Annotated in this window: 21 protein-coding genes and 1 tRNA gene; 17 read left to right on the top strand and 5 right to left on the bottom strand. The window is 38.8% G+C overall.

Annotated elements, in window-relative coordinates:
* Positions 1-495: 495 nt before the first annotated feature.
* Both lon and CVT14_RS08430 read right to left on the bottom strand, forming a co-directional pair.
* On the bottom strand, positions 496-2,913 hold the full coding sequence (gene lon / locus CVT14_RS08435; RefSeq protein WP_107850112.1) for an endopeptidase La: 2,418 nt from the start codon (positions 2,911-2,913) through the stop codon (positions 496-498).
* Between the two features lie 8 nt (positions 2,914-2,921).
* Entirely contained in the window at positions 2,922-3,569 is a 648-nt protein-coding gene (locus CVT14_RS08430) for an outer membrane protein assembly factor BamD (RefSeq protein WP_021084369.1), read from the bottom strand.
* Positions 3,570-3,681: 112 nt separating this feature from the next.
* Between CVT14_RS08430 and fliW the strand changes: the two genes are divergently transcribed.
* The 11 genes from fliW (at position 3,682) to CVT14_RS08375 (ending at position 14,676) form a co-directional block, all read left to right on the top strand.
* Positions 3,682-4,065, top strand: a complete 384-nt coding sequence (gene fliW, locus CVT14_RS08425; protein WP_012140104.1) for a flagellar assembly protein FliW — start codon at positions 3,682-3,684, stop codon at positions 4,063-4,065.
* 53 nt (positions 4,066-4,118) lie between these two features.
* A complete protein-coding gene (locus CVT14_RS08420; protein WP_107850111.1) occupies positions 4,119-8,339 on the top strand; it encodes a hypothetical protein in 4,221 nt (1,406 codons plus the stop codon).
* On the top strand, positions 8,333-8,986 hold the full coding sequence (locus CVT14_RS08415; protein ID WP_103639167.1) for a prepilin-type N-terminal cleavage/methylation domain-containing protein: 654 nt from the start codon (positions 8,333-8,335) through the stop codon (positions 8,984-8,986). The genes CVT14_RS08420 and CVT14_RS08415 overlap by 7 nt, the downstream gene beginning before the upstream one ends.
* Positions 8,983-9,945, top strand: coding sequence for a prepilin-type N-terminal cleavage/methylation domain-containing protein (locus tag CVT14_RS08410; protein ID WP_107850110.1), 963 nt, complete (start codon positions 8,983-8,985; stop codon positions 9,943-9,945). The genes CVT14_RS08415 and CVT14_RS08410 overlap by 4 nt, the downstream gene beginning before the upstream one ends.
* Entirely contained in the window at positions 9,945-10,394 is a 450-nt protein-coding gene (locus tag CVT14_RS08405; protein ID WP_107850109.1) for a type II secretion system protein, read from the top strand. Before CVT14_RS08410 ends, CVT14_RS08405 begins: the two co-directional genes overlap by 1 nt.
* Positions 10,395-10,474: 80 nt before the next feature.
* Entirely contained in the window at positions 10,475-11,002 is a 528-nt protein-coding gene (gene hpf / locus CVT14_RS08400) for a ribosome hibernation-promoting factor, HPF/YfiA family (protein ID WP_004317788.1), read from the top strand.
* Positions 11,003-11,113: 111 nt separating this feature from the next.
* Positions 11,114-11,188 (top strand) — tRNA-Asn (locus CVT14_RS08395).
* A gap of 269 nt (positions 11,189-11,457) precedes the next feature.
* Positions 11,458-11,943, top strand: a complete 486-nt coding sequence (locus CVT14_RS08390) for a PepSY domain-containing protein (protein ID WP_107850108.1) — start codon at positions 11,458-11,460, stop codon at positions 11,941-11,943.
* A 45-nt stretch (positions 11,944-11,988) separates the two neighbouring features.
* Positions 11,989-12,642, top strand: coding sequence for a hypothetical protein (locus CVT14_RS08385; RefSeq protein WP_107850107.1), 654 nt, complete (start codon positions 11,989-11,991; stop codon positions 12,640-12,642).
* Between the two features lie 41 nt (positions 12,643-12,683).
* Entirely contained in the window at positions 12,684-13,343 is a 660-nt protein-coding gene (locus CVT14_RS08380) for a response regulator transcription factor (RefSeq protein ID WP_021089750.1), read from the top strand.
* Positions 13,327-14,676: a sensor histidine kinase gene (locus CVT14_RS08375; RefSeq protein WP_021089771.1), complete on the top strand. Its 1,350-nt coding sequence runs from the start codon at positions 13,327-13,329 to the stop codon at positions 14,674-14,676. The genes CVT14_RS08380 and CVT14_RS08375 overlap by 17 nt, the downstream gene beginning before the upstream one ends.
* A gap of 469 nt (positions 14,677-15,145) precedes the next feature.
* Here CVT14_RS08375 and nifB read toward each other — a convergent pair whose 3' ends face one another.
* Genes nifB through CVT14_RS08355 form a run of 3 tightly spaced genes read right to left on the bottom strand, consistent with a single transcriptional unit; the run spans position 15,146 to position 17,638 of the window.
* Positions 15,146-15,973 (bottom strand): nitrogenase cofactor biosynthesis protein NifB, encoded by an 828-nt coding sequence (gene nifB, locus CVT14_RS08365; RefSeq protein ID WP_021089752.1) that lies wholly within the window; start codon positions 15,971-15,973, stop codon positions 15,146-15,148.
* The gene (locus tag CVT14_RS08360; protein WP_021089762.1) at positions 15,973-16,785 is read right to left on the bottom strand and encodes a 4Fe-4S binding protein; all 813 of its coding nucleotides are present in this window, start codon (positions 16,783-16,785) and stop codon (positions 15,973-15,975) included. The genes nifB and CVT14_RS08360 overlap by 1 nt, the downstream gene beginning before the upstream one ends.
* Positions 16,778-17,638, bottom strand: coding sequence for a substrate-binding domain-containing protein (locus CVT14_RS08355; protein WP_021084303.1), 861 nt, complete (start codon positions 17,636-17,638; stop codon positions 16,778-16,780). The genes CVT14_RS08360 and CVT14_RS08355 overlap by 8 nt, the downstream gene beginning before the upstream one ends.
* A 377-nt stretch (positions 17,639-18,015) precedes the next feature.
* Here CVT14_RS08355 and CVT14_RS08350 point away from each other — a divergent pair, with 377 nt between their 5' ends.
* From CVT14_RS08350 to CVT14_RS08330, 6 genes are read left to right on the top strand one after another with little or no spacing between them, the layout of a single operon-like run.
* Positions 18,016-18,603 carry a restriction endonuclease subunit S gene (locus tag CVT14_RS08350; RefSeq protein ID WP_107850106.1) on the top strand — a complete coding sequence of 196 codons (588 nt, stop codon included), beginning with the start codon at positions 18,016-18,018 and terminating at the stop codon, positions 18,601-18,603.
* A gap of 1 nt (position 18,604) precedes the next feature.
* Entirely contained in the window at positions 18,605-20,095 is a 1,491-nt protein-coding gene (locus CVT14_RS08345) for a type I restriction-modification system subunit M (protein ID WP_107850105.1), read from the top strand.
* Positions 20,092-21,321: a restriction endonuclease subunit S gene (locus tag CVT14_RS08340; RefSeq protein WP_107850104.1), complete on the top strand. Its 1,230-nt coding sequence runs from the start codon at positions 20,092-20,094 to the stop codon at positions 21,319-21,321. The genes CVT14_RS08345 and CVT14_RS08340 overlap by 4 nt, the downstream gene beginning before the upstream one ends.
* Positions 21,314-22,081 (top strand): abortive infection family protein, encoded by a 768-nt coding sequence (locus CVT14_RS08335; RefSeq protein WP_107850103.1) that lies wholly within the window; start codon positions 21,314-21,316, stop codon positions 22,079-22,081. The genes CVT14_RS08340 and CVT14_RS08335 overlap by 8 nt, the downstream gene beginning before the upstream one ends.
* On the top strand, positions 22,074-22,229 hold the full coding sequence (locus CVT14_RS10660; RefSeq protein WP_159071751.1) for a hypothetical protein: 156 nt from the start codon (positions 22,074-22,076) through the stop codon (positions 22,227-22,229). The genes CVT14_RS08335 and CVT14_RS10660 overlap by 8 nt, the downstream gene beginning before the upstream one ends.
* A gap of 2 nt (positions 22,230-22,231) precedes the next feature.
* Positions 22,232-23,473, top strand: coding sequence for a haloacid dehalogenase-like hydrolase (locus tag CVT14_RS08330; RefSeq protein ID WP_199907332.1), 1,242 nt, complete (start codon positions 22,232-22,234; stop codon positions 23,471-23,473).
* Positions 23,474-23,489 lie beyond the last annotated feature (16 nt).

The following is a 23,489-nucleotide window of genomic DNA, read 5'->3' as shown; positions in this document are numbered from 1 at the left end:
TGCAAACCAAGCAAACGAAGTAACATCAGAAGTAGATGAGATGGCTAAAGCCATAGTTGAAGAGGTTAGGAAGAAGAGGTTTTAAACTTCTTTCTTTAGAGGTTTAACAAAATCAAATTTGTTTAAACAAGGCTACAAAACAAATTATAAATTTTATTGTTAAGGGGGAAGAGGCTTGAATTACGGTCTGCTTGCAGTTGCGAGCCTGCGAAGCAAAAGAGCTCCCTTCCCCCTTAACAAATCCTCCAACCCCTACGACGTTCAAGGTGCATGCAATGGTGCTGAAGCACTGCATGCGGTTTAAAATCTCTGATAAATTTTAGATACGCTCGCTAATAAATTTTAAAATTTGTTTTTTAGTGTGTTGCATGTGTTATATTGTTTAAACTATTAATTAACTTCTATGTGCCATGTGGCGTTTTTTGGATTTTAGGATCGTCAAAATTTATAAATTCCTCTAGTCCCAAGTGAGACAAAATGGGACTAGAGTAGGGATTATTTTTTAGCTACAAGAGCGTTTTTTAGCACATCATCGATCGTGTCTACGGCGATGATCTTCATGTCGCCTTTTACTTCATTTGGTATATCGACAAGGTCGCGGTCATAGTTTTTACGAGGTATCAGAGCTGTTTTGATGCCAGCTTTGTGAGCGGCGATCAGCTTCTCTTTTAGTCCTCCGATCGGTAGCACTCTACCCGTTAGCGTGATCTCGCCAGTCATTGCGATGTCGTGTTTGACCTTTGTGTCAGTCAGTATCGATGCGATCGCAGTTGCCATCGTGATGCCAGCGCTTGGGCCGTCTTTTGGCACTGCACCCTCTGGTACGTGCAAGTGAAGGTCGTAGCGTCTATAAACATCGCTGGCTTCGAGCTTGTGCTTGTCGTCATCTAGTTTTGGCACGATAGCCATTGGCACTTTTAGTTTTTTGTTATCGATCAGCACTTTTACCACGCTAAATGCGATCTGAGCGCTCTCTTTCATTACGTCACCTAGCTGACCGGTGATCTGCATATTGCCTTTGCCTTGGATCCTGATAGCCTCGATCCTTAGCACGTCGCCTCCGACACTTGTCCAGGCTAAGCCATTTACCAAGCCGATCTGATCTTTTTTATCCGCTGGCTCGATCTCATAGACCTTTTTCTCTAAAAACTCTTTTAAATTTTTAGCCGTGACGCTGATCTTGCCCTCATTCTTTTTGGTGAGGATATTTTTAGCCACTTTTCTTAGTATGTCAGCGATCCTGCGGCGTAAATTTCGCACGCCACTCTCTCTTGTGTAGTCGCTGATGATTAGCTCAAGTGCCTCTTTGCTGATGCTTACATCGCTTGGTTTTAGGCCGTGCTTTTTAAGCTCTTGTGGCAAGAGATATTTTTTAGCGATCTCAAATTTCTCTTGTGGAGTGTATGAGCTAAGCTCGATAAACTCCATCCTGTCGCGAAGTGCGGCTGGTATCATGCTCACGTCATTTGCTGTGGCGATGAAGATGATCTTGCTAAGATCAATGTTGAAATTTAGATAGTAGTCTCTAAATTTATTATTTTGCTCTGGGTCTAAAATTTCAAGTAAAACAGCGGTCGGATCGCCTCTGTAGCTTCTGCCAACCTTGTCGATCTCATCTAGTACAACCACTGGGTTCATCTGCTTGGCTTCTATGAGCCCTTGCACGATGCGGCCTGGCATAGCGCCTATGTAGGTGCGGCGGTGACCTCTTAGCTCGTTTACGTCCTCAAGTCCGCCAAGTGCGATCCTAACTAGCTCACGCTTTAGCGCCTTTGCGATTGAGTTTGCAAGGCTTGTTTTGCCCACGCCTGGAGGGCCTGCAAAGCATAAAATGGCGCCATTATTTACCTTCTCGCCAACTCCTCTAAGCTCCAAAAGCTCACGCAATGCAAAATACTCCTCTATGCGCTCTTTTGGCTTTTCTAAGCTGTAGTGATCGGCATTTAGGTGCTTGCTCACTTCGGTGATAGATGACTTTTTCTTAGCTACATTTTCAAATGGAATTTCAAGTACCCAGTCAAGGTAGCTTTGCAAGGTGTTTGCATCTGCTGAGTCTGGGTGCATGCGAGAGAGCTTATCTATTTGTTTTTTGATCTCTTTATAGGCATCCTCAGCCATAAATTTCTTCTTCGCATCAAGCTTTTTATTATACTCTTCAAGCTCTTCTTCTCGGCTCGTGTCCGCTCCAAGCTCAGCTTGAATTTGCTTTAGCTGCTCTTTTAAAAAGTACTCTTTATTTGTCTTGTCGATCTTTGAATGGACTTTATTTTTGATCTCTTTTTGAAGCTTGTTTGCCTCGATCTCTTCGATGACGTAGTCGATGAGCTTTAGTAGGCGCTGCTCTAAATTTTCCTCGACAAAAAAGCTATAAGCGATCTGTTTTTTTAGGCGAAGTGCGCTTGAAACTAGGTCGCAAACTCTGATCGCCTCAGCGCTCTCTTCGATCGTTTTTAAAAGATCAGGTGGGAAAAAGTGGCTAAACTGCGAAAGCTCTCTTACTTTTTCTCTTAAAACCACGATGAGAGCGTCAGTTTTGACCTGTGATGGGCGCTTGACGTGGAGCATATCGACGATACCACGGAGTGGATTTATGCCTGATTGTTTTAAAATTTTACCTTTATCGATGCCCTGAAATAGCACTTTTACGCGTCCATCAGGTAGTGGCACACGGCGCATTATCGTGCCGATCACGCCTGCGTCATATATGCCGTCAAAGTCTCTAGCGCCGTCTTGCTGTGGCTTTGTAGGCACGACAAGGATCGGCGTCTCCTCTTGTATGGCTAGCTCAAGGGCTTTTAAATTTTCTTCGTCGCTTAAAAAAAGTGGTGTTATCATAAATGGATATAAAAATAGCTCGTCCTCAACGATGATAGGGATCTCAGTTGGGAAGCTTTTGTTTTCGTTTATTTGCAAAATTTCTCCTATTCAAACAGTTTTCTATACCATGCCACGTCAGGTTTGATAAGGTCTGAGTTTTTAAACGGCGACTCTTCTAGCTTTTGCTCGTAAATTTTAGCCGAAACATCACGGCCAGTTCTCTTGTAAAGATCTGCTATTTGCATGTCTAAGAAGTAAAGAGCAAGTTTAAATTTGATAAGCATAGTCTCGATAAGCGGCTTATACTCGGTATTTGGATACATATAAAGAAATTTCTCGATCTCAGTTACGCTATCCTCCATTAGCTTTTGGTTGCGGTTTGGCTGGGTAAATGAGTCAAAATTTGCCTTTATTTTTAGATACTGAGCAAATTCTGTTTTTGGGCCGTTGTCGCCGTATCTTTTGATGTACTCATCAAGATAGTGATTTGCCATGAGATACTCTTCGTCATTTGCATGAGCTTGGGCAAGGATGAGTAAAATTTGCTCCAAAAGTGGGCTTGCTACGTGCTCGCTAGCCATTGAAACGTAGTGTTTATCAGCTGACTCCAGATCGCCATCTTTGATGTCAGCGATGACCTGAGCGTACCACTCATCTGGAGTTAGATTGTAAAGTTCGGTGTATTTTTCAGCACAACCACTAAAAAGCCCTAAAAGAGCTACGACTGCTAGAAATTTAGAAAATTTTTTCATGCTTTTCCTTAAAAATTTTAAATTCTCTTATTTTACATTTTTTGGCATTATTTTTGTATAAATTTTTTAAAACTATGCTAAAATAAGGCAATTTTACAAAACAGGAGTTAGTATGATTTTTAGTGTTAAAAGCCCTATTTTAGGCTTCGAGCATATCAAGACGATGGAACTTATTGAGCTCGATAAATTTTTTGTTAAGCTAGCGAGCAAAGATGACGAAACATCTTTTACAATGATAAATCCTTTCGCGTTAAGAAGTTATGAATTTGACATCCCAAGCTACTATGAAGAGCTTATGGACATTAAAGAGAGCTCACAACTTAGAATTTACAACATCATCGTAGTTGCGCTTCCGCTTGAGAAATCAACCGTGAATTTCGTAGCTCCTATCGTTTGCAATATGGACAATATGACTTTATCTCAAGTAGTGCTTGACGTTACAAAATATCCACAATACGGACAAGCTGAAATGATAGAAAATTTCATACAAAAATAACAAACAAGGATGTTTAGAGCTCTTAGCTCTAATTACATTAAGGAGATTGTAATTTGAAAATTCTTTTTTTTATTCTTTTATCTTTCATTTATATTTTTGGTGATACTGGTGAATTTAACATGCCAACTACTGTTAGGGCGTGTACTCATGCTGAAGAAGTTAGCTGTGCCGGAAATACTTGTAAAATTGATTATGATGGCATTAAGCACTGTGTTTCTAGTGGAAGTACTGATGTAATTTTTACTAATAATCCAACTGCATCTGAAAGCATACCAGCATATTTAGTTGGTAGTAGGGATGATAATAATGATAAGAATACTACGTTAAGAAAACATTTTAGAAGAGTTATTGGTGATGTTGATATTATTGGAGCAAGTGTCATTATACCAAAAGTTGATGGTTATGACTTTGTACCTCATAAAAATGTAGGCGGTTCAGATAAATTATCACAAACATCTCAAGTAATAGAAAAAAAATATGTTAATGAAGAACCTAGTATCGATAGAGATTTGTTTAAAAACTCATCTCGAGCCACCTTTACTTTTGATGGTAAAAGCAACTATGAAAAAAATAGCACAGTTGGTGAAAATATTAAGTATGCTAGACTCTACTGGGGTGGGGCAGTATATAACGAGTGGAATATTAACCATGGCATGCTAGATGTTATATATAAAAATATGTTTGGATACTCAAAGGTTAAATTTAAAACACCTGATGGAAATATAAACATTGTGACTGCAAAACCTGAAGATATAAAGTGGGAAGGCTCTTTTACTCCTTACTTTGAGACTACTGTGCCAAAAGATACTTTCTATTTGTATTGTTATGATCCAAATCATCCAGAAAATAGAGGTGGTTGCAGCACTCCAACTAACTCTAATCAATTTACCAAGCCGCTTTATACAGATCGTCTTGGTAACGCTAAGCACTCAACAGTTGGCTTTAGAAGCGGTGCCTCATACTTTATCTATCAAGCAAGTGCTGATGTGACTAACTTAGTAAAAGCTAGCTTTGGTAAGGATGATGCAAGTAGGACATTTGCTGTAGGTGGTATCGTTTCAACAGTTTTTAAAAACTATAAAAAAGAATATAGTATTAAAATAAGTAATGAAAAAAGAGATCTAAATACATCATATGGTTCAGTTTTGTATGCTGATGGTGAGTGGCAAAAATCTTACATACCTTCTCAGTTTGGCGGCTGGAGCTTAGCTATCGTCTATGACCTTGAAGAAGAAGGTGAAAGAAATGGTGTAGAGCCAAAAGCTGTAAATATCTATGATGGTATGGCAAATATCTATCCTGGCGGAGTTGGAGTTAGTACGGCAGAATTGAAATTTGATGGTTTTTATACACCACCAAGTGGAGATAAAAAATCTACTTTGGCTCTTTTTAGTTTTGGAGGTAGAAAAGAAGTAAGCGGTGATGATATAGCAGTAAAGCATGGTGGTGTTTTTGAAAGTGTCTGGTCACCGTTAAATTTACAAAATCCAAAAGGTAATCAGTTTAACTCTTCTATTGCTAGGTTTAATAAACCTGTGAATGATAGAAAAATTTATAATGGACAGATGGACCTTGATTTGTTTGATATTTCTGACAAAATGAAACCTAGGCAAACAGAAGTAGAAGTGCAGTTTCAAGTTACTGGCGAGCGTGATCAGGACAATAACTTTCATGGCGATAGACAAAACATAGGTATGGTTGCATTTTCTACCTTGCTCTATAATCCTAAAGTGTGCTACACAGAAAAGCTTGAGGTCAGTAGAGATAAAGGCGCTAGCTGGATACCTGTAAAGTTAAAAGATAGTTCTGGCGAAGCAACTATCGTAAAAAAAGGCTCCTTGGTAAGGACTACTGTAACAGTTGAAAATGGAGGTAGTGAGGATGCTTATGGCTCTATCTTAAGAGTAAATTTAAAACCTGAATTTATGAGCTACAAGGACACTTCTACTAGTTTAAGAACTAGTAAGGTGATAATATCTGATACGAGCCAAAATTCAGAAAACTGGACTACGCTTACTAGTGATACTAATGAAAATCTAAACAGAATTGATAGCCATACTTTAGAATATAAAATAGGAAAAAACGCAAGTCATGCAGTAGGTGGAGAGCTAACGCATGGTCGTCAAAACTATGCAAGAGTTCAGTATATAGGTGAGATAGAAAAAGAGTACAAAAAAACAAGATATGAGGCTAAATTTCAAAATAGTGATGCAGGCTTGAAGTTTGATGATAGGATAAGTGAATGTACTCCAACATCGCCTAACCTAAAGATCGTAGAGGAAGAAGAAAATGACTTCTATCCACGAAGCAAAAAAGATGATAATTCAAATGGAGATTATAAAAACAGGCTTTTTACAAAAATAGCGAAAAAACCTTTTAGTATATACATCACAAACTATAGTGAGATAGACGGAAAGGCAAAAGCGCCTGACTCACCTACTGATGTAGATCTTAAACTTGTAGAGAACTGTAGTAGTGAAAATTCTGTATTAGGGCATCCTGTAACACTTCATTTTGCAAGTAAAGACACTGAAGAAGTAAAAGTAACCGTTCCAAGACCTTATAGAAAACTTCATGTCAAGCTAAAGTACCATAGCAAGCCAAAAAATCAAGATGTGGTAAAGTGTGAAGTCTTTGACGCATTTGCTGTAAGACCAGCTATGTTTCAGCTCTATGATAAGTCAGGCAGTGGTGGTGTATATAATGGTAGTAGCGTACTTGTGGGAGGTAAAGACTATAAGGACATAACTTTAGCTGCTTATAATATGGACAAGACAACTCTTGCAAATGGATATACAAATACCTTAATCGCAGGTAGCTCTGTAACAGGTGTAAATCGTTATACAGAAAACAATGTATCAATATTGCCTGTGGATAAGGCAGGATGCATAATCACCGAAGATACAAAAAAGAGACTAAGTGAAGACAATAAACTAAAGATAGCCTTTGACAATCCAGCAAAAGCAGTAGGTGTTATAACTAACTTAAAAACAAATAAAGAGGGATTTTCTTTCTCTGATATCGGAAATGCTAAATTTTATGTGGTGGATAAAAGCTATACAAGTATAGATAAAAAAACTCCACCACAAGATAGTGACTGCATACTTGATAAGAGTGATAATAATGAAAATACCGATGGCAAGGTCGGTTGCGATATAGAATTTGGTGAGAAAAAATTTGGTTTTGAGCCAAATGATCTTGAAGTAAGCGAGTTTAAAATTTTGCCAAGAGGCATTAGTTACATCGCAAATGAAAGCAGTGCAAGCTTTACTCCTATCTTGAGTTTTAAAGTAAAAGCTCGACTTTTTGATGATAATCCTGCACTTTTATATAAAGACGGTTGTTACTCAAACAATACACGCTTTAAGATAAAAGTAGGAGAAATGATAGATGGCTATACTGACAACAATGGCACTTTACTAAAAAATGATACAGATGGACTAGCCAAGCTAAATAGTGAAATTTTGTTTTTTGGCAATCTTGATGCTAGTAAAGTTGAAAAAGTACATCCAGCTTCTTTACACGAAGGGCTCTTTGAAGTTAAAAAAGAAGCGTTTAAAGGTGGCTACGCTGATGTAAATTTAAAATTTAATTTCAAACGCGAAAAAAATGTAGCAAAAAATCCTTTCGAGGTAACAAGTGATACTTTCACGTTTGAGAGTTTGGTCGATACAAATAAAACAAAAAATAATGGCAACTACAAAAAGCCAACCACAAAAACATCGGCGAAATTTTACTACGCTAGGACATACGCACCTTACTATGAGGGGCCAAATACTGGCTTTAAGGCAAAAATTTACTACGGAGTGTATTGCAATGGCTGCGACGAGAGTAAATTTATGTTGCAAAAGCCTGGATCAAGCGCTCGCTGGGAGGAGTTTGCGGGTACGCACTCATGGTATGTAAATCCTCTTCATAGCTCAGCTTATGGCGAAGTAAACAACTACACTTATACAAACGAAAACTCAAGAACGGTCGAGGATACAACCAAGCGAACATCGCCGGTTGATGGCATAAGCTATATATTTGTAAGCAACCCAAGAGCGGTCACAGATATAGCCAAGATGCATACAAAAAACTGGCTCATATATAATGAATTTGATAAAGATGCAGCGACAAATGATTTTACAGTGAGATTTCTCGTGCCAAATGGCGACTGGGCTGGCAAGACCCTAAAAAGTGGCTCTGGCAAAGGTGACGTAGGAAATGTCATAGGCGGCGAAAACAACTTTAACGATCTAAGCGATAAGACAAATAGGAGAATTTCTTGGTAAAAAGGGGCTTTTCTCTTATAGAGCTTATCCTCTCGATAGTCGTTGTGGCGATCATCAGCACGTCGATACCGCTTGTACTAAAGACCACATCTGAGCTAAATCAAAAGGCAGTTACACAAGAGAGCTTGATGAATGCTAAGACCTACATGGGACTTATCTTGAAAGCTCCTTTTAGCGACAAGGTCATCAAGGTTTCGACAAACATTGGCGGCAGTAGCGCTGAGACGGCCTACTTTTTTCCTATCATCTTAAAGCCAGGTGATCAAAGAAACGAATTTTATAAGATAAATAAAATAACAGGCGATGGGCATAGAGTTTTTGCCTACGAAAATTCACCAGATCTAGCAGGTGATACGGCAGTGAGATCTGTGGATTACTATGGCAGAATATTGGATAAAAATTTAAACACAACAAATCAAAATAGAGACTATATAGTTGGCTCAGACTATAATGTAATTGTGAATGAGAGCAATGGCTGGTTTAAGCCAAAATTACCATTAAAAATAAAAAGCAGTGACGTAAAAGAGATAATTGTAACTGCTACTTCATACAAAAATGACACAAAACAAGAGACGACATCGGTGCTAAGAGCTTATGCTTTTAACCTAGGTGAGGGCGGCTCGCTAAATACGAAAGCGTGGAAATGAAAAAAGCCTTTACGCTTCTTGAGCTTGTAGTCGTCATCGTCGTGCTTGGTATCATCGCTATGATGAGCTTTAACGCCATAATGAACATCTACTCAAACTACTTTCAAACAAGGACAGTAAATGAGCTCGAGACGCAAACGGAGATCGCACTGGAGCAAATTTCAAAGAGGCTAGAGCACCGCATAAAGCCAAGCGTGATCGCTAGAAAAACTGATGGAGCTTTTTTGGCGCTAAATGATAGTGGGGTAAATTTAGATGCTAAGTATGAAATTTTAGAATTTATCCCATATGCGTATGAAATTTTTAATGACGTTATATCTTTTGATGCTAATGACAATGTCATAGAACAGGGCGGAAAGGCAGGCAGATATAGTGGCTATGCGGATCTTGCTAAGAGCTCACCAGCAACTGGTCTGATAAGTCCTGGAAGTAATTTCACTACTGGAGTGGTCGAGACTATAAAAGATCTAACTTGCAGAGATGAGACAAGAGATGCCACTTGTGTTGATTTCACAAAAAAAGATGGCGGCGTTGTAGCGATATTTTCTGATGTTTATTACAATGTGCAAGATTCTTTTGGATACAAGGGTGATATTACAAAGTTAGACATAGCAAAAGTTGGCGTAAAAAGCACTGATGGCAACACGCTAGAAATTTCGGGTTTTGGTGGCAAGCAAATTTCAGAGCAGTATCATCTAGCCTACACAGCAAATGCCATAGTGCCAGAGCAAAGCGCTGATCCAAAAGATGCGGCAAACGGCGTCTTTGATCTAAATTTATACTACGACTATCGTCCATGGATGGGAGAAAAATATAAACCAAACGGCGAAAAAGCAACCCTCGCCAAAAACGTTACGAGGTTTGTCTTTACTGAAAAAAATGGCGTCATCGTGCTAAAACTTTGCGTGAGGGCAAAAAACTCAGATATAACCATCTGCAAGTCAAAGGCGGTTTATTGATGAGGCGAGGATTTACGCTCATTGCGGCGATATTTTTTGTGGTGATCGCAAGCTCTATTTGTATGCTGGCTCTTTCGATCGCTAGTACTTCAGTTAAGCAAAATAGTGAAATTTATCTAAGAGAACAAAGTGAGCTGGTAGCCCGTGCAGCGACAGAATACGCCATGCTAGCTATCATAAGCAATGATTTTAGCACCACTTGCCTAGGGAACCAAAGCGAAAATGCAAGTGAAGATAATCCAATAAGTGGTGAATTTGGCGATCTCTTTACTTTTAAAGTATATGTAAAATACTTTGGCGATATGGGCAATGCTTGCAAAAACAAAGATGCTGTAATAGTAAAAGGAACAAATCAAGGCACGATAATGCTTGATGTCTTTGTCAGCTCAAAACCAGGAAAATCCTCAAATCCTATAAATTTTCACAAACGAACTCTTCAGAAACTTTAAAATTTTATAAAGATTTTACTTTAATTTGCTTTTAGTTTCGTCGTGTTATAATCATCTTACTTTCTATAAAGGAGATTGCGATGAACATAAGCATTGTAGGAAAACAATTTGAGCTAACAGAGCCCATCAAAAACTACATCCAAGACGCTTTTGACACCCTTGGCAAGTACAACCTTGACATCATTTCAGCAAGATGCGTAGTAGGAGCAGACGAAAAGCAAGGTAAAAAGGGCTTTAATGCAGAATTTTCTCTAAATATGGCACATAAAGACACGATAGTCGTCCGCCAAAAAGATAAAGATCTCTATGCGGCGATCGATCTTGCTATTGAAAAGGCTTCAAAAGTTTTAAGAAGAGAGCACGATAAGAAATTTACAGTAAAAGGCAAGGCTGATGATAAAGAATTTCGCTCTAGAATAGGCGAAGAAAAGATCGAAGGTGTCGAGGAGATCGTGCCTATGGAGCTTGAAATTTACAAACCTCTTGAGGTAGAAGAAGCACTCGATAAACTAAAATCAAGCGATAAACAATTTTACGTATTTAACGATGTCGATGCCAAAATGCGCGTCATCTACAAAAGAACAGACGGAACTTTTGGTCTATATTAAAACTAGGGGGCGCTTTGCCCCTAAATTATTTTTAATATAAATTCTCTATTCTTTAGTTATTTAAGCTATTTTTAAATGATTGCTAACTATAATACGACTTCTTTTAAGTGTTCCGGATTAGCTCAGCGGTAGAGTAGGTGACTGTTAATCACTTGGTCGCTGGTTCGAACCCAGCATCCGGAGCCATTCTTCTTAAAAAATCCTTTTAAAACCCCGATTTTAACGATGTTTCAAGAACTTTAATTTTTCTTATTTTTTGTATTTTTCCCTTTATTTCCCCTCAGCTTTATTTGTTGTTTTAAATTATATCGTTCTGATTTGTAGTCAAAATGCTATTAGATATTAATCTTTGGCGAAGTTAAAATAATTTTCTTCATTCATCCTAGCTTCATTTTAGGTTTTTATAATGCGCTCATCCAAACGAAAGTTGGAAATCAAAAACAAAAGGATCAAAAATGAAAAAGGTATTAGGTGCAGCAGTTTTAGCAGCAATTTTAGGAGCAACAAGTTTGCAAGCAGCCATCACATCAAAGGATGCTTTAAATATAGCTGAGAAAAACTTTCCAGGCTCAAGCGTTAAAGACATCGAGATGAACGTCAAGAAGGGCGTGACTTTTTACAAGATAGAGTCATTTAAAGATGGTGTCAAACAAGAGATCAAGATCGATGCTAACAGCGGTAAGATCGTTAAAGTAGAGAATAAAAATAAAAAACATATCTTGCCAATCGAAGCAGTAGATTTTTCAAAATTTGCTCTTAGCATCGACGAGGCTGTGGCTAAAGCTCAAGCGCTCGAGGCTGGCTGGAGCCTTGATGAGGCAGAGCTTGATAATAAAAATGGTGTTTGGATATACAAAGTAGAGCTTAAACGCGACAGGAGCGAGAAAAAAGTGATCATAAACGCTCAAACTGGCGAAATAATCGATAATTACACAAAGTGATCTAACGCCCTTTTTGAGCGTTAAATTTTTATAAAGGTGAAAAAGATGAGTGAAAATTTAGATCAAAATTTAAACGATAACGTTGGTGAGCAGGGTTTAGAGAAAAATTTGAGCGAAAATTTTAGCCAAAGCGCGAGAGAAAATTTAAGCAAAAATGCCGAGGCTGTTACTAATAAAAATAGTTACGAAAATTTAGGCAAGAGCGAGCAAATGCCTGAAAATTTGGACAAAAATCCTAGTGAAGAAAGCAGTAGCGCAGAAATTTTAAGCCAAGCAGCTCCGAAATGCGAAGCTCAGAATTTCTTTAAAAAAGCGCTTGAACTCTCGCTTCAAGGCGTAGCGGATGCGCTCATCTACGCTGGCAAGGCTGGAGTGTGGCTATCAAACGTTTCAAACTGCCTAAAAGACGGGGCGCAAAGGGCTGAGCTATCTAAGATAAATGAAGAGCAGGCCAAATTTGAAAGAGTGGCTTGCATCTTGCCAGAAAGAGTTAAAGAGCTCATTTTAGAGCGCTTAAAAACAAAGCCAGAGGATGTGGAATTTTCGCCGATCTATCTAGCTAAAAAACAAAGTTTTGGCACACTTGGAGCGGAGTATTTTTATGACGCAAGGGCTAAATTTAATGGCTTTTTGTATGATTTTAAGATAGGCGCAGCAAATGGCGAAATTTTAAATCTAAAAATAAAAAGCCAAATTTGATAAAATAGCTGGCAAAACCAAGTGAGGCAGGTAAGGCAGGGATGAAAATTTTAGTCGTTGAGGACGAAATGGACCTAAATAGCGTCATCACAAGGCACCTAAAGAAAAACGGATATAGCGTAGATAGCGCGTTTAACGGCGAGGAGGCGATGGACTTTACCGCCGTCGCGCACTACGATCTCATCGTACTTGATCTGATGATGCCAGTGATGGACGGACTTACATTTTTGCAAAGATCGCGCGCCGCAAAGCTTGCCACGCCTGTGCTGATACTAACAGCAAAGGACGATGTGGATGACGTTGTAAAGGGGCTTGACGCGGGTGCGGATGACTACTTGGTCAAGCCATTTGACTTTAAGGAGCTGCTAGCTAGGGTGCGTACGCTCATTCGCCGAAACAGCGGCAACGTGGCGAATGAAATTTACGCAGGCGAGCTAAAGATCGACCTTTCTAAAAAGTCAGTCGAATTTAGCGGCGAGCGGGTAGAGCTCACCGGCAAAGAGTATGAAATTTTAGAGTTTTTGATGCTAAACAAGGGCAGAATTTTAACTCGCGACCAGATCAAAGAGCACGTCTGGGACTTTGACTACACAGGCGGCTCAAACGTCATCGATGTGCTTATAAAAAACATAAGAAAAAAGCTTGGTGAGTGCGAGGTGATCCAGACTAAAAGAGGGCTTGGCTATGTTGTTAAGGATTAAACAAGCCCTTGCAAACATCCCAATAACGGCGCGCGTAACGCTTTGGTACTCGTTTTTTATCATCGTTATCGTGGCGGCTTTAATTGCTATCTCGGCGGTCGTGGCGGATGAGGTTTTTGAGGACGTGAGCCAAAAAAAGCTAGCCAAATCAGTCACCAAAATCGCCAATGATATGGATGAGTTTGAGCCATACGATGATGGGATATTTTTTATAAAATATAACGCGAAAGGCGATGTAGTTGGCGGTCTAGCGCCAAAACACTTTCAAATTTCACTTAAGATGAACAGCGGTGCGGTGCGGCTTTATGAAGAGGGCGAAAACCGCTTTTACTACTACGATATCGCAGCTAAAGGCAAAGAGGTCTGGGTCAGAGGCGTGATAAATGCGGAGAAATTTTTTAAAAAAGAGGGGCTATTTTTACTAGCTCTTGGCGTTTTTGTGCCGGTTTTATTTCTCTTTGTGCTTTACGGCGGCTATAAAACGATAAAAAATGCAATGAAACCAGTTGCTACGATGTCAAAAACTGCCCTTGAGATAGGCAGCAGCAGGGACTTTTCAAAGCGCATAGACCTGCCTGCTGGCAAAGACGAGCTGCACGCGCTCGCAAGCGTTTTTAACCAGATGCTCGACTCCCTTGAAAAGGTCTATCAAAGCGAAAAACAGCTCACCTCAGACGTCTCGCACGAGCTGCGAACACCGCTATCTGTCATCATGGCTGAGAGCGACTACGCTGCGAGCTATGCGCAAAATTTGGGCGAGGCCAAGGAGTCGCTAGAGGTCATCTCTAGGCAGTCAAGAAAGATAACCTCGCTGATAGATCAAATTTTAGAGCTTTCGAGGTTGGAGGCTGGCAGAAATTTGGAGCTAAAAGATATAAATTTAAGCTTTATCTTGCAAAATTTAGCCAGCGACTATGAGAAGCTAGCAAGTGCAAAGGGGCTAAAATTTAGCTGCGTTGTAGCGCCAAATGTCCAAATACTTGGCAACGAGCTGATGATATCAAGGCTGGTGGATAACTTTTTAAGCAATGCGCTAAAATTTGCAGAAGCTAAGATCGAGCTAAATTTAAGTCTCACAAAAACACACGCGCTTTTGTCTGTAAAAGACGATGGCTTAGGCATCTCTAAAAAAGATATCGAGCTAATCTGGAATAAATTTTACCAAGTTGAAAGCTCAAGAAACAAAAGCCAAAACAGAGGCAGTGGACTAGGGCTGGCCATCGCTGCAAATATAGCTAAAATTCACGGCGCAAAGCTTGGCGTAAAAAGCGAAGCAGGAGCTGGAAGCGAATTTTGGGCAGAATTTGAGCTTGTAAATTTAAAGCAAGCATAAATTTAGGTAGTTTGCTAAGACAAAATTTATGCAAGAGTAAAACAAATATAAGAGCGAATTTAAATTTCACACAAAATGGCGTTTATTTATAAACACAAAACTATCAAGGCTGTGAGATGGATGAAGATAGTAACGGTTGAGCTAAAATATTAAGACGTGTGATTTAAAAGCCTATTTAACGGCTTTTAAAAGGGCTTGCAAAAAGATGTAAAGTAATGTAAAGAAAATTTCGCCACCTTGTCTTTGAGTAAAACTCACTCTGGCTACGATTTAACCACTCTTTTCTATGCCTTTTATAACTTTGATATCTAGCAAGCTTTACAAAATTTAGCCAAGAGCCGCGAGCCAAAGGCGCACGATCTACGAGCACACAAGAAACCAAAAGTCACGCGAGCAAAAAACAAAAAACAAAAAACAAAAATTCAAAAACCAAAATGCAAAAAGGCACTAAATTTAGTGCCTTTTATCGTTATCTTTCGCTAAGCTTCCCGCATGCATCAGCGCGGCACCTATTGCAGTGCGTCATCTGGTTTATATCGCCACCTATCGATCTGCGGATGTAGTGAATTTCATCACTTGAAGGGGACTTTAAATTTTCAAAAGGGGTGCCATGCACCGGTATCATCGCCATGCAGTTCATTATGTCAGCTCCCCACTGCTTTGCCTTTGCCGAGATGCTTTGGATGTGGTCCATATTGACCCCAGGGATGACGACGGTATTTATCTTTACTAGCATGCCAGCCTCTTTTAGCTTGCGGATGCCCTCGTCCTGGCGCGCTAGCAGTATCCTAGCAGCCTCTTCGCCGTAGTAGTTTTTATCTTCATATCTCACCCACGAATAGACTTTCGAGCCAACATCTGGCGTCACGGCATTAACAGTTACTGTCACGTGGCTCACGCCAATACGCACGATCTCATCAACGTGCTCAGGCAGCGCTAGGCCATTAGTCGAGAGGCAAAGCAGGGCGTTTGGGAAGTGGGACTTACACTTTTCAAAGGTCGCTAGCGTCTTGTCAGCATCGCACATCGGATCACCTGGTCCAGCGATGCCGATAACAGATATATCTTGTCTAAATTTAAAGAGCTTTTCTAAAAATTTCACCGATTCATCTGGTGTTTGCACCTTTGCCGTTACGCCAGGGCGATTTTCATTAGCGCAGTCATATATGCGGTTGCAGAAGTTGCACTGGATGTTGCAGTGAGGTGCTACTGGCAGATGCACGCGTCCGTAGCTGGCGGAGGCCTTTTTGTTAAAGCATGGGTGGTTATCTAGATCAGCTTTGGTGCGAAAGATCATTAGCTCTTTTTCCTTCCAAATTTAATGGCATTTGCATGGCAGACATTGAGGCAGTCTCCGCAGTTTGTGCAGTTTATCTCATCAGGTCTTGTCCCCATTTCGCACTTGCGCAAGCATGCGTCGCAGTCGTCACAGGCGCTTGTTTTATAGACGCGAAATATCGAAAATTTACGCAAAATTTCAAGCACGCCACCTGATGGGCAGACGAAACGGCACCAAAGGTTAGCTATGATTAGCGAGGCTAGCATGACTGAGATGATGACTGCTGTGCGAGTGACCCACTCCCACTCGCCAAAGCGAAGTGACAAAGTAACGGCGGTTAGGTACTCATCGCTCGTTCTTATAGGTATCATCATGCGAGGATTGCCCCAGACGAAATAGACCCAAAGGCTGATTGCTATGGCAATTAGCATGCCTATTTGAGCGATTATCAGCTTTTTGCTGCGAATTTTTAGCTTGGAAAAGGCAAATTTACCAAGCATTTGATTGACAAAGCCAGCTGGACAGACCCAGCCACAAAATGCCCTACCAAAGAGGATGACAAGCGCTGGGATAAATAGCCAAAATCCAAAAAACAGCGACGTGATCCGCCCCCAACAGGTGATGATAGGGCAGTTTTGGCAATTTACAAAAGGCACTACAAAAGGGCATCTAAAAATGCCGTAATACGCCCATTGTCCGATGCCTGCTATAAAGATGAGCTGCACTAGGCGTCTTATCTTTGTTGTTGGAGAGTTTTTGCTTTTCTTTTTTAAATTTACATTGCCGCATGCACTACTATTAGAGCATGCGCTATTACAGCTACTACACATCTTTTACACCAAACCTTTCAATAAGCTCTAGCCCACGCGCTGAATAAATGGAGGTAAAGCCATGTTTTTCAAAAATTTCTTGCCCCTCAGTGCCGCAAACAAAGTCTGCAAAGTCATTTGCGAGCCTTTCATCTTTTACATATTTCATTATATTTAGCGTAAAAGTGAGCGGTCCAGGCGGGATGAGCTTTTCATCGATGGGCATATACTCGATCTTATCTTTAAACCTATCGTGCGTTGTCAGGCGCTTTTCGATGATCGAAGCATCGCCCTTGCCATCAACTAGCTCGCACATCATATTTATGACGCATGATCCGTTTGCGACCATGTTTTTCATCACCGCATCAGTTAGGTTTGAGTTTTTTAAGATCCCTTTGACTGGGCCACTGCCAGGGGGCGATGATCTAAGAGGCAGCATCACTCTAACACCTGGCTCAGCAAGGTCTTTTAAGTCGCGAATGCCAGCAGGGTTGCCTTTTGGCACGACTAGGACGTAGTCAGTAAAGCATAGCGGTCTAAAATGAAGGCTAAGACCAGCTTTGCGAAGTTTTTTAGAAAGCTCTAAAACCCTTGCTCCAAAGAGCTCGGTCGTGCTTTGAAGTGCTAAAAGCGACTTGCCAAGAGCGCCAGCAAAGGCGCCTGTGTATTGGATGTTGTGCCCTGTTCTTGACTCGTAAATGGCGTTTAGCTCATTAAATGCTTCAGACAAGCCTCCGCACGACCAAACCTGAAGCGAGTCAGATTTAAATGGCGTAAAGCCAGCCAGCATCGTTTGCGGCGTGGCAATAGCCGCTGTGGCTAAAGCACCTTTTAAAAAGCCACGGCGTGATATACCGGTTTGTTTTAATTCCACGAAATCTCCTTTTGGGATTTAGAAATGTAAATTTGATATTTTCGGCACGCGAAACTTGTGAAATTTGACTTTTGTAATTTGCAAAAATGGTAGTTGAAGGTAAATTTATGCAAATGTAAATTGCGACCGCAATCTAAATTTGAGTGATTATAGCCAAATGCTAGCTTAAAAATCGAGATAAATTTAAAAAACGCAGAGGTAAATTTGCTAAAGTAAATTTATCGTTTAAAAAATAATTAAGAATTTAGTCGTCGATTTGATGTATTATTTTTGAAATAATATAAAAATGTATTGTCAGTTTTTATCTTTTTTGATATACTTCGGTCATAAAAGCATTAGTATTATTTTTAAAATAATACAGAAAGGGGCATCTTGAAATGATAAAAATAAGCGACATATCTGAGATAAAAACTGGTCTAGTTTTAATCCGCAAAAAGGCGGACAAAAACGTAGATGAGAAATTTCGCTATAAAGTAGTCTCGCTAAAGTCCTTTAATGAAAATGCGCTTTTTGATGACACATTTGCCGATGAGTTCATATCAAGCGAAAAAATAAGCGATGAGTATAAAGTGAGCCGTGGCGATATTTTGTTGCGGCTTAGAGAGCCAAATTTCGCCGTTTATATAGACAAGGACTATGACGATCTTATCTACACATCTTTGATGGTTTGCATAAGAGTTAAAAACGCTAAATTTGATCCGCATTTTGTGGCGCATTATCTAAACAGCAGCGCCGTTAAAAGAGCCCTTGCACCAGATGTTTCAGGCACCACCATAGCGATGATAGGAGTTGCAAGTATAAATAATCTAAAAATACCGCTTGTAAATTTGCAAACTCAAAACAAGATAGTAAAATACCTAAATTTAGCTCGCGAGGAGAGCGAAATTTTACAAAATTTAGCAGCCCAAAAGCAAAAATACCACAAAAGCATATTTGAAAATTTGATAAAAAAAGAGGAGAATTAAAATGCAAAAGACCACTCAAGATACCATAAATAACGTAGTTTGGAAAGCTTGCGACACATTTCGCGGCACGATGGACGGAAGCGACTATAAAGACTATGTTTTAACTATGCTTTTCGTCAAGTATCTATCTGATTTTTACAAAGAAAAGCTTGAATTGCTTAAAGCCGAGTATGGCGAGAAGAGCGAGAGGATCGAAGCAAAGCTAAAGAAAGAGAAATTTAAGCTTGATGAGAGCTGCACTTTTGAGTATCTTTTGGCGCACAAAGAGGCCGTAAATTTAGGCGAGATAATGAACAAAACGCTAGAAAAGATCGAAGAGGACAACAGAGATAAGCTTGAAGGCATCTTTAGAAGCATAGACTTTAATAACAAAAACAAGCTTGGTGACACAAAAGAGAGAAACGCTATCTTGAAAAATTTACTTGAGGACTTTAGTGACACTAGGCTAGATCTTCGCCCCTCTATGCTTGAAGGCAACGACATAATAGGCGACGCATACGAGTATCTTATAGCTCATTTTGCAAGCGACGCGGGCAAAAAAGGCGGAGAGTTTTATACGCCAAGCGAGGTTTCGACGCTTCTTGCAAAGCTGGTTGAGCCAAAAGAGGGCGATATGATCTACGATCCTACTTGCGGCTCTGGTTCGCTTCTTATCAAGGCTTCAAAAGAGGTTGGCAGCAAAAATTTCCGCCTTTATGGACAGGAGAAAAACGGCCAAACTCACGCACTTTGCAAGATGAATATGTTTTTGCACGAGATAAATGACGCCGTGATCGAGTGGGGCGACACGATCAGAAACCCGCTTCATCTACAAGACAATCTTATAAAGACATTTGACATAGTCGTGGCAAATCCCCCATTTAGCCTAGATAAATGGGGCGCTGACTTTGCCGTGAACGATCCTTTTATGAGATTTGCTAGCTACGCTTTGCCGCCAAAGAGCAAGGGCGACTACGCATTTGTCGTGCACATGATAAAAAGTCTAAACAACAGCGGCAAAATTGGTGTCGTGCTTCCGCATGGAGTGCTATTTCGCGGGGCAAATGAGGGCAAGATCCGCCAAAAGCTAATCGAAGAAAATTTACTAGACGCAGTCATCGGGCTACCGGCAAATTTATTTTACGGCACGAGCATCCCTGCTTGCATACTCGTTTTTAAGAAAAACCGCGCAAACGAAGATGTGTTGTTTATCGACGCTAGCAAAGAATTTGAAAAAGGCAAAAACCAAAACTCGCTAACCGAGCAAAATATAAAAAAGATAGTCACTACCTACAAAAACAGAAGTGAGATAGAAAAATACTCCCACCTAGCAAGCCTTAGCGAGATAAAAGAGAACGACTACAACCTAAACATCCCTCGCTACGTCGATACATTTGAAGAAGAAGAGCTTGTGGATATCGAGGCGACTAAAAAAGAGATTTCACGCCTAGAAGCCGAACTAAAAAGCGTTCAAAGCAAGATGAGCGAGTATCTTGCGGAGCTTGGGCTATGAGCGAATTTAAGAATTTACCAAGCGGATGGAAGGTCGTAAGGCTTGGGGATGTTTTTGATTTTTTAAAAACTTATACAAATTCACGTGAAAGTCTAAATGATTATGATGAAATTTCATATATCCATTATGGGGAAATACATAAAAAATATAAATTTTACTTAGATTTTCGTGTTGCCTCTTTGCCAAAAATACATCAAAGCAAGTTGGGGGACAAGCCAGAATTTATCAAAAATGGAGATTTGGTCATTGCCGATGCTTCGGAAGATTATATAGATATCGCAAAAAGCGTGGAAATTAAAAATTTAGAACACAAGGCGGTTGCTGGGCTACATACTTTTTTGCTTAGAGATAAAGGCGATTATTTCACAGATGGTTATAAAGGATATATTCTTTACGAGCCTTGGGTTGCAAAAGAGCTAAAGAAAAAAGCCACAGGCATTTCTGTTTTGGGGATTTCAAAATCAAATTTATTAAATTTAAAAATCAAACTTCCGCCACTAGACGAGCAAAAAAAGATAGCGGAAATTTTATCTACTTGGGATGAGGCTATAAATTTAACTATAAATTTGATAGAAAGCAAAAAGCAGTTTAAAAAAGCTCTTATGCAAAATTTACTCACAGCCAAGATCTGTTTTCCCCAGTTCAAAGATGAGTGGAAAGAAACAAAGCTTGGTGAAATTTGCGATATTTCTGCTGGAACTTCAAAGAGTAGATTTATTGGTGACGGAAAATTTTATATTGTAGATATGGGTAGTATTACACAAGATGGTTTATTAAATTTGACAAAAACAACAAATTTAAGTCAAGATTTTTTAGATTTTGGTGATTTGGTTATGCCAAAAGATGATATTGGTGGCGGTAAAATTATAGGCAAGGTTGCTGTGATAGATAAAGATAATACTTATGTTTTAAGCGATCATATTTTTAGGATAAAAACAACAGAAAATAGCAATTTTTTAGCATATTTAATTAATTCCGATTTGATTAATAAAAAAATTAGAAGGGAAGTTAGCGGTACGGCACAACTTGGGCTTAGCAAAAGGACAATAGAAAATTTAAAAATAAAGCTTCCAAATTTAAAAGAGCAACAAAAAATTGCAGAGGTTTTAACGGCTTGCGATGATGAGATAAATTTATTAAATTTAAAGCTAGAAAATTTGAAAAGACAAAAACAAGGCTTGATGCAAAAACTATTAAGCGGAAAGGTGAGAGCAAGGTATGTATGAAACAAAAACTATAGATGATTTGAATGATTTTGAAATAGTACAGTATCTCCAAAATGGATTAATATCTCGTGCAACTGGTGGCAGTTTTGACGACTATGAATATGTCAGAGCAAGAATACTTCAAAGACAAAATTTAAAAGATAAGCTTCCTAAATGTATTCTTACTTGCAGAACCATAGATCAATTTTGGGCTTTTATTAAAAAAACAGAAGGTTATCAGCCAAGACGAGAGTTTTTGTGGAATGAATTTGGAAAATTATTGGATGAGTTAGAATTTGCAGAAAAATCCGTTTTGCAAGATGAAGTCGTATTTGATATAAAATATATACAAGAGAGATGGAAAAAGGCGTTGGAACGTAAAAAAAATGATCCTGAGGGTGCTATAACACTTTCTAGAACGCTTTTGGAGGATTTGTTTAAATACATGCTTACTAAACAGGGAATTGAATACAATAATAAAAATGTAAATATGCATGATTTGTATAAAAAAGTAGCTAAGATTTTAAATCTTTCACCAGAACAATATCAAGAAGATGTTCTTAAACAAATTTTAGGTGGCATGAGTGGTATTGTCACTGGACTTAGTGAGCTAAGAAACAAACTTGGAGACGCACATGGTAGGGCTAGTAAAAATATGAAACCATTAGAGAGACATAGTGAGCTGGCAGTAAATTTGGCTGGAACAATGGCAATGTTCATTTTTAGAACATATAGAGAAAGATTTGGAGTTGAGCCAAGGAGGGGAACGGAAGATGAATAACGATATCACATTGAAATATGCAACTCAACAAAATAAAATAAATTTACTAAATTTAAAGCTAGAAAATTTGAAAAAACAAAAACAAGACTTAATGCAAAAACTACTAAAAGGAGAAACGAGAACATGTTATGCGAAAAAAGCAATGTAATAATGGCAATCGCATATGATTTTGACGGAACACTAGCAAGAGGCAATATACAAGAAAATTCTTTTATACCAACAACACTATGTATAAAAAAAGAAGATTTTTGGAACAACGTAAAGGAACTATCTGAAGAAAACAATATGGATGAGATATTGTCATATATGTATTTGATTGTGAAAAAAGCAGATGGTGCTGGTGCAAAAATTACAAGAGAGGAGCTTAGCAAACACGGTAAAACTGTTAAATACTTTAACGGTGTGGAAGAGTTTTTTGAAAGGATTAATGATTATGCTGCACAAAAGGGGATATCGATTGAGCATTATATAGTATCATCAGGTACCAAAGAAATGATCGATGGAACGACTATAGCGAATAAATTTAAAAATATTTATGCGTCATCATTTATGTATGATGAATACGGCAAACCGACTTGGCCAGCTTTGGCAATTAACTATACGACAAAAACTCAATATTTATACAGGATAAGCAAAGGAATTCTTAACGCTTGGGACAATAAACTAATTAATAAATATATACCAGAGAATGAAAGACGTATTTTATTTGAGAACATGATATATATAGGTGATGGAGAAACTGATGTTCCAGCTATGAAGTTGCTAAAAACCAATGGTGGAACTTCAGTTGCTGTTTATGATGAAAATAAAGAGACTGCCAAAACGCTTTTGGAGCAAAATAGAGTTAATTATATTGCTAAAGCTGACTATACTGACGGATCGGAGATAGATGCTATTATAAAATCTACGATAGATAGAATTAGTTTAAATTTAACAAATGGAAAATTGCAAATATATAATAAGCAAAATACTGCAGAAATAAACATACAAAAATCCAATAATCAAGTAAGAGATAAACAATATTATTTAAGTGTTCTTAAAACGGAAGGATTTAAATTAGAAGACACTAACAAAACAAATAAAATATATTTAAAAAAATATTCATGGGATGACCACAGATATCAAACCTCGTTTTATATATGGAATAATGGAAATTATATTGGAACAGCTAAAATAGCGAAACTAAATCAAAATAAAAATGAGCACACTGCGGATTTACTGGAGAAAAATTTTGATAAGTTAGATGATGATTTTTTCTCTGTTATACGCTTTAAAAAAGATGAGATAGATGAAGAGACTAAAGAGACATTGAGGTTTTTATTGAATGATATTAGTAATACTAATAAATACGATAATAATGACATTGTAAAAAAATCTTTAAAGAGAAGTTAGTCAAATAAGGATACCA

The organism is Campylobacter concisus (genome assembly GCF_003048445.1).
In the GTDB taxonomy this organism is placed as follows: Bacteria; Campylobacterota; Campylobacteria; order Campylobacterales; family Campylobacteraceae; genus Campylobacter_A; species Campylobacter_A concisus_BF.
Note: the sequence above shows the minus strand (reverse complement) of the source record. Positions and strands in the feature narration are given on the sequence as shown.

Excerpts from the sequence above, each read along its gene's own strand:
- CVT14_RS08335 (WP_107850103.1), top strand. The coding sequence starts at position 21,314 with ATGTATGAAACAAAAACTATAGATGATTTGAATGATTTTGAAATAGTA.
- CVT14_RS08375 (WP_021089771.1), top strand. The coding sequence starts at position 13,327 with ATGTTGTTAAGGATTAAACAAGCCCTTGCAAACATCCCAATAACGGCG.
- CVT14_RS08410 (WP_107850110.1), top strand. The coding sequence starts at position 8,983 with ATGAAAAAAGCCTTTACGCTTCTTGAGCTTGTAGTCGTCATCGTCGTG.
- CVT14_RS08385 (WP_107850107.1), top strand. The coding sequence starts at position 11,989 with ATGAGTGAAAATTTAGATCAAAATTTAAACGATAACGTTGGTGAGCAG.
- nifB (WP_021089752.1), bottom strand. The coding sequence starts at position 15,973 with ATGATCTTTCGCACCAAAGCTGATCTAGATAACCACCCATGCTTTAAC.
- fliW (WP_012140104.1), top strand. The coding sequence starts at position 3,682 with ATGATTTTTAGTGTTAAAAGCCCTATTTTAGGCTTCGAGCATATCAAG.
- CVT14_RS08340 (WP_107850104.1), top strand. The coding sequence starts at position 20,092 with ATGAGCGAATTTAAGAATTTACCAAGCGGATGGAAGGTCGTAAGGCTT.
- CVT14_RS08405 (WP_107850109.1), top strand. The coding sequence starts at position 9,945 with ATGAGGCGAGGATTTACGCTCATTGCGGCGATATTTTTTGTGGTGATC.
- CVT14_RS08390 (WP_107850108.1), top strand. The coding sequence starts at position 11,458 with ATGAAAAAGGTATTAGGTGCAGCAGTTTTAGCAGCAATTTTAGGAGCA.
- CVT14_RS10660 (WP_159071751.1), top strand. The coding sequence starts at position 22,074 with ATGAATAACGATATCACATTGAAATATGCAACTCAACAAAATAAAATA.
- CVT14_RS08330 (WP_199907332.1), top strand. The coding sequence starts at position 22,232 with ATGGCAATCGCATATGATTTTGACGGAACACTAGCAAGAGGCAATATA.
- CVT14_RS08350 (WP_107850106.1), top strand. The coding sequence starts at position 18,016 with ATGATAAAAATAAGCGACATATCTGAGATAAAAACTGGTCTAGTTTTA.
- CVT14_RS08380 (WP_021089750.1), top strand. The coding sequence starts at position 12,684 with ATGAAAATTTTAGTCGTTGAGGACGAAATGGACCTAAATAGCGTCATC.
- CVT14_RS08345 (WP_107850105.1), top strand. The coding sequence starts at position 18,605 with ATGCAAAAGACCACTCAAGATACCATAAATAACGTAGTTTGGAAAGCT.
- CVT14_RS08430 (WP_021084369.1), bottom strand. The coding sequence starts at position 3,569 with ATGAAAAAATTTTCTAAATTTCTAGCAGTCGTAGCTCTTTTAGGGCTT.
- hpf (WP_004317788.1), top strand. The coding sequence starts at position 10,475 with ATGAACATAAGCATTGTAGGAAAACAATTTGAGCTAACAGAGCCCATC.
- CVT14_RS08360 (WP_021089762.1), bottom strand. The coding sequence starts at position 16,785 with ATGTGTAGTAGCTGTAATAGCGCATGCTCTAATAGTAGTGCATGCGGC.